We start from the raw sequence: 5,595 nt of genomic DNA, 5'->3' as shown, positions 1-5,595 counted from the left end.
AATTTGCGGTGCGCTGGAAAACTGTCAGCTGTTCACAGTCGGGAGCGATCGTCTGAATTATCTGGACGCCAGTCGGGCCGGTGCCGATGATGCCGACTCGTTTACCGGTAAAGTCCACCGGCTCTTTCGGCCAGCGGGCACTGTGCAGCGACAAGCCTGTGAAGTCCTGGACCCCTTCATAGTCTGGAAACTGATGCGCTGAAAGAAGCCCGGTGGCGCAGATCATGTAGCGCCCATAGGCGCGCAAACCGTTGTGAGTCTCAATCTCCCATCTCTTCTCACGCTCGTTGTAAACGGCCTTTGCGACACGCGCGTTGCACTCTATGTCTCGTCTGAGCTCAAATTTGTCCGCGACAAAATGCAAATACCGCTCGATTTCCGGCTGCGCCGAGAAATGCTCGCTCCAGTTCCATTCGTCTATGAGTTCCTGGGAGAAGGAGTATTGGTAGGTATAGCTCTCAGAGTCGAAGCGTGCCCCAGGATAACGATTCCAGTACCAGGTTCCGCCGATATCGCTGCCAGCCTCAAAGATCCGTGTCGAGAGCCCAAGTTCACGGAGCTTATAGAGAGCGTATAGGCCGGCCACCCCGGCACCGATAACGATAGCATCATAACTATCTGTCGTCATTATGATCCTTCATGTCTAGCGAGGATTTTGTATCCGGGTGCTCGTGCCATGTCCCGCAGAGCGCGTCGATTTTGAGATCACTGACCCTCATAGACGGCACGGTGAGCCATCTCGAAACAAACGGCTCTTCGGTGGACATCGCACAAGACTACAGCGCGATACCATTTCCGATCCAGGTCGCGATCCTTCTTTCGGAACCATCATTAATTTCCCGGCCCGCGAGCTCCCATCGTAGTTAGGTAACCGCTCACATCGAGGGTGGGCCGTTCGGGATGGTTCGCTCCATCGCGCGCTGGAATGCGGGTCGTTTATGCATCTCGACCAGGAATCTCTTCACGTTGGGAAACTGATCAAGATAGGCATGGTCGGTACGATACATGTCGGCGATTTTTACCTCATTTCTGGTTGCCAACGCGGCACCCATCTTCAGTGGGAAGTGCATCAGAATGTCTGCAGCCGTGAACGTTTCGCCCGCGAAGTAACGCGTTTCCGCTAGTACGTTCTCGACAAAGTACATCACGCGCTCAGACTCAGTGCGCGAGCCGGCGATGCCCGGCAGTTTCGGCAGTGGAGAATCCATACCCGCGCTCTTGAGTGGCCCGCGCAATATCCACTCCAGACCGATGCGCGCCATCGCGGTGCCCTCGGCATAGTGCATGAACTGGAGATACCGTGGGAAATCAGCCGAGTCTTCCGATGGTCGCAGCGGCGATCGCTTCGCATATTTGGCGAGCAGATACTCCAGAATGGCGCCCGACTCGATGATGACGAGGTCGCCATCCTGCACGATTGGCGTCATCCTGCTTTCGTGCTTCTCCTCCAGCTTCAACAACGAGCCGAGAATGTCGCCGGGAATATAGTCGAGTTCGTAAGGAATCCCGCCGATCTCTTCGAGGAGCCATGCGACCCGCTCAGAACGCCTTCCTTCGATGTGATAGATCTTGATCACGGTCTGTCTCTCCGGAATTCTAATTTGCGGGCAGGCGTTCGCCAGCGACAGTCGAAGCTCCTAAGTCTCGGAGAGCTTCTCGAAGCGCTCGCCGACTTCGAAATTACCGACCGCCGACATACTGATTCCCTCGCAGGCTTCAAGTAACGCTCGCAGCTGCCATGCAGCCTCGCTGTCCTTCGCGGTCAGGGTACCCGTCACCGGAGAGTCAATCCTGGGTTGTCTGACGAACAGAAGAACCTCGCGGTCGGTTCCAACGCCAATCTCGGTTCTTTCCAAGCGAGCCTCTGCCAAAAATTTACTGCCAATAACATTTGGGTGGCCTGTCGTGGATCGCTGGTTGCCGGAAAGAAGGGCGTCCCACTTCGGAGGCCAGTTGCTCTTTGGATGCGAGAATAGCTTCATCGATTGTCTTCTCGTTTGTGCGATACGTTCTTGTTGATCGCGCCCCACCAAACGGGTCTCCTCGCATCTAGAGCCGCGGATCATTGATAAGGGGTTGGCCGGTAAAGCTCACCGCCATTCCGAAAGCCGTTTCCTGCCCGAGCTCTATAACGTTCGGTGCAGTAGTTTCAGGTTTCATTTGCTTCGATCTCAGGAACTCCGCCGCCTTCGTGAGATTACGAGTTTTGAACGTCACGCCAAAAAAACCGTCACCGTGTCTCTCGAGATCCTTGGCTTCCGCGCAATCCGACGAGAGCGGCTGTGCGAGCTCAACAATGGTGTCTTCGCCCACCGATAGAAATGCGCTGCGCTTATGTCTGGTCTCAGTCTCTGAAACAGGCTTCGAATTCAGCACATCGCAGTAAAATCTCTTTGCCAAACCGATATCCTTGACGACCGCTGTGATGTGAGAGACGCGCTCGATGCCCAGCGGGTGACGCTCGCGCCAGAAATCGTTAGACCACGCTGGCTGAAGTCTTGGGTCTATGGTGAAGGGTTCGACGATGGCGAACTCAAGTTGGCCGTGCGTCTGGTTCGGGTGAGTCCAAATCGCAAACTGCTCGTTCGGCGGCTTAACAGGAGTACCGGTGATGTCCCACATCCTTATCCCGTGTTTCTCAAAATGAAGCGAGATAGCAGGGACGTCATCGACATAAAATGCTATCGCATGTAGGTGGTCGCCGTGTCGATCCAAAAACCGCCTGACGGACTGATTAGGCAAATTCGGATCCCGCAAAGGCTCCATTGGTTCGACGATCAGATCGCCTATAGCAATTAAAGAAGCGTTGCGGCCTGCTATTTTTACCGGCCCGTGCAGATAACGCGTAGGAGAGAAAATATCATCATACCATTGGTCCACAGTGCGAAGGTCGGCCACTACGTGGGTAAGATGGAAGATTTTAAGTATATTGAACATCCGCTGCTCCTCCCGGTCGGAATCGTGGCACCGACCGCTGACCAATGGCCGCCAGCTTGATGATGCTCACCGCTGAAAAATCTTCCGCCTTCGTCAGTGGTCGCACTTCCTATGTCGAACGCTACTTCTCTTCCTGCTCATACGTCCAACTGCGCTTTCAGACGTACAACCGCATCGATATAGCCTTCGATCGTCTCACGCACGACATCTCGTGCCGAACGACTGGTGTTCTGCGCGCCGATCCCTTGGCCACCAAAGCGACTGCCATCTGGCGGCCGCTACCGACAGATGCAGCATCTGAGCGAAGAGTCACGAGCCAAGATCCTTGGGTTGAACATGGCCAGGATGTTCAAGTTCGATGTCGACGGACTGCTGGCCCGCAGAACTAGGACCGCAGCCACTCTGAATTGAGGCCCAGTGGCGGTGATGGACTCTGGGAATATCGCTCATCCGGCTAGAACTACCTCCAGAAGCAGGTCCTACATCGTGTCTGTTCACTTGTTGTTAATTGGACGTTTGATCATTCGCATCAAACCACGCCGCTTCAGGGGTTGCGAGTCACGATGATGCCGCTCCCGCGAAGCATCGGTGACCCGTCGATCGCGCAGACCGCCGCGGCGCCGGGAATCTGGCGCTGCTCAGCGCGGTCGGTTACCTGACGGACCGCTTCGGCAATGTGGCCCATCCCGTGCATGCGGCCCTCGCTCAGGCTCCCGCCGAAAGTATTAACGGGTAATTCACCTTCCAGAGCGATCCGGCCGTCGCGCACGAAGTCGGCGCCTTCGCCCGCGGCGCAAAAACCCGCGGCCTCCAACCAGTAGACCGTCGAGGGATTGAAACCGTCATATAGTTGCGCGGCGTCCATATCATGCGGTCCGAGGCCGGCCGAGCTCCATAGCTTGTTGGCGAGCGATGCGCCGCAGACCATGTAATCGTCCAACGTATAATAGAGCAGCGTGCGGCGGCTCGCGGTATTTTGCCCGTATCCCGCGATGTAGGCCGCAGGGTGAGGCAAATCGCGGGCGCGTTGCGCAGTGGTGACGATTAAGGCGACGGAGCCGTCGACCGGCACGTCACAATCGAACAGGCACAATGGCTCGGCAATCCAGCGCGCGCTGAAGTAGTCATCGCGCGTCATCGGTTCCCTGAAGAAAAAAGCGAGCGGGTTGCGATTCGCATTGCGGCGGCTGTTAAGCGCTAGCGCGGCGAGCGCCTCGCGGGTAGCGCCGTAGCGATACATGTAGCGCTGCCATGCGAAGGCGTGGGTCTGCACGATCGACGCGGCGCCGTATGGCGCAAGAAATTGCGCATCGCCGGCCGCACGAGGTGGTCCGCCGCGACTCGGCCCGCCGCCTCCGGGGCGCACGGTCAGTCTATGCAGCGCGCGCCAGACCAATACGTATTCGCAAGCGCCGGCGATTAGCGCATTGGCCGCTTCGATGATCGGGCTCGCGATCATACCGGTCTCGATCTGTGCATACCATTTGAGGTCCGGCGCGAGCGCAAGATGGTTTATCACCCAGTTGACGCTCACGACGTCTTCGCCGTCGCGATTTCCGGCGCCCGCGAATGGTGATTCGGGATAGGTCGCCAGTCCATCGATTCGGTTTGCGGCTAGGCCTGCATCGCCAATCGCTGCGAGGCAGGCATCAACCGCAAGCAGGCCGAGCTGCTTCTGCGGCCGCCGCGAGATTTCGGAAAAGCCGATTCCGGCGATTGCAACTTTTCCTTTGCCCTGCCACATCGCGAATGTTCCCACCTGCTCAAAGAATCTTCAGACGATGCGAAATTGCAGCACCACGACGCCGTCGCCACGATCTTCGAAGTCAACCTCGACTGCGGCGCCGATTCTCACTTTATCGCGATCAGCGATCGGCAGATTGGGTACCATCAGCAACTGTGGCTGCTCCGCCAGCTCAACCACGATATTGACGAACGGGGCATCGTCTTCGAAGCCAGCGACATCCCGCTGATGCATCACTGTGAAGGTATAGATCGTGCCACGTCCGCGGATCGGCTCGAAGCGCAAGTCTTGCGCGAAGCATGCGTCGCAAAGGCGCCGTGGCGGATGATTGTAGTATCCGCATAACCGCACCGCTGGATCACCAACCTCCGCTCCCTGGCCGCATCCCAAAACGGGCGGCTGAGCTCATCCGCCGCCGGAACCGCTTTTTCGAAGTTGTGCTCATCGTTCAAGTCCGGATCATTCTGCCAGCCTCGATGAAGCGTCGGCATTGCACTTCGCTTACGTCCGCTCCAATTCGGCGATCCATTTGGATCAAATTGTGCGAACCGACCTCGGTCGAATCAATCGGTCGGTATTGCGAAAGCCCTCGCACGCTCGATGAAATTTCTCTCTGCCCGGCTTCCGTGCTGCCAGGCAGCTGGTTGGGCCGTCCATCGGATTACGCGTGATGCCGCTCCAGAAGCCATGCTCGCCAACGCACAGGTGGCCGAGGGCGTCCCATTGCGTAGAGCCTTGCGGATAGAAGCCGTCGAGCCGATCGTCCATCTCTTTGCGATTGAGCGCGAAGCTCCCGTCAGAATGAGTGAAATAGGTAATGGCGTTATCGCGCACGTTTGCTGATGTGAACCCGAACCGACGTCTAGAATCGGCTACCGCATTCGCGAGAAGTAAGGATCTTTTTTAGACGCTGG

The 5,595-nt window shown here is 57.1% G+C and carries 6 protein-coding genes; all 6 read right to left on the bottom strand.

Going from position 1 to position 5,595, the window contains the following annotated elements:
- Nucleotides 1–628, bottom strand: a 628-nt coding sequence (locus VGI36_20345; protein HEY2487501.1) for an NAD(P)/FAD-dependent oxidoreductase, incomplete at its 3' end; no start/stop codon positions are given.
- 247 nt (nt 629–875) lie between these two features.
- Nucleotides 876–1,577: a glutathione binding-like protein gene (locus tag VGI36_20340; protein ID HEY2487500.1), complete on the bottom strand. Its 702-nt coding sequence runs from the start codon at nt 1,575–1,577 to the stop codon at nt 876–878.
- 60 nt (nt 1,578–1,637) lie between these two features.
- A complete protein-coding gene (locus tag VGI36_20335; protein ID HEY2487499.1) occupies nt 1,638–2,030 on the bottom strand; it encodes a hypothetical protein in 393 nt (130 codons plus the stop codon).
- Nucleotides 2,031–2,049: 19 nt separating this feature from the next.
- A complete protein-coding gene (locus tag VGI36_20330) occupies nt 2,050–2,937 on the bottom strand; it encodes a VOC family protein (protein ID HEY2487498.1) in 888 nt (295 codons plus the stop codon).
- Nucleotides 2,938–3,481: 544 nt separating this feature from the next.
- Nucleotides 3,482–4,696, bottom strand: a complete 1,215-nt coding sequence (locus tag VGI36_20325) for a hypothetical protein (protein ID HEY2487497.1) — start codon at nt 4,694–4,696, stop codon at nt 3,482–3,484.
- A gap of 15 nt (nt 4,697–4,711) precedes the next feature.
- Nucleotides 4,712–5,032, bottom strand: a complete 321-nt coding sequence (locus tag VGI36_20320; protein HEY2487496.1) for an OB-fold domain-containing protein — start codon at nt 5,030–5,032, stop codon at nt 4,712–4,714.
- Between the last annotated feature and the right edge of the window lie 563 nt (nt 5,033–5,595).

Source organism: Candidatus Binataceae bacterium (assembly GCA_036495685.1).
GTDB lineage: Bacteria > Desulfobacterota > Binatia > Binatales > Binataceae > JAFAHS01.
This window is presented reverse-complemented; position numbering and strand designations above follow the sequence as displayed.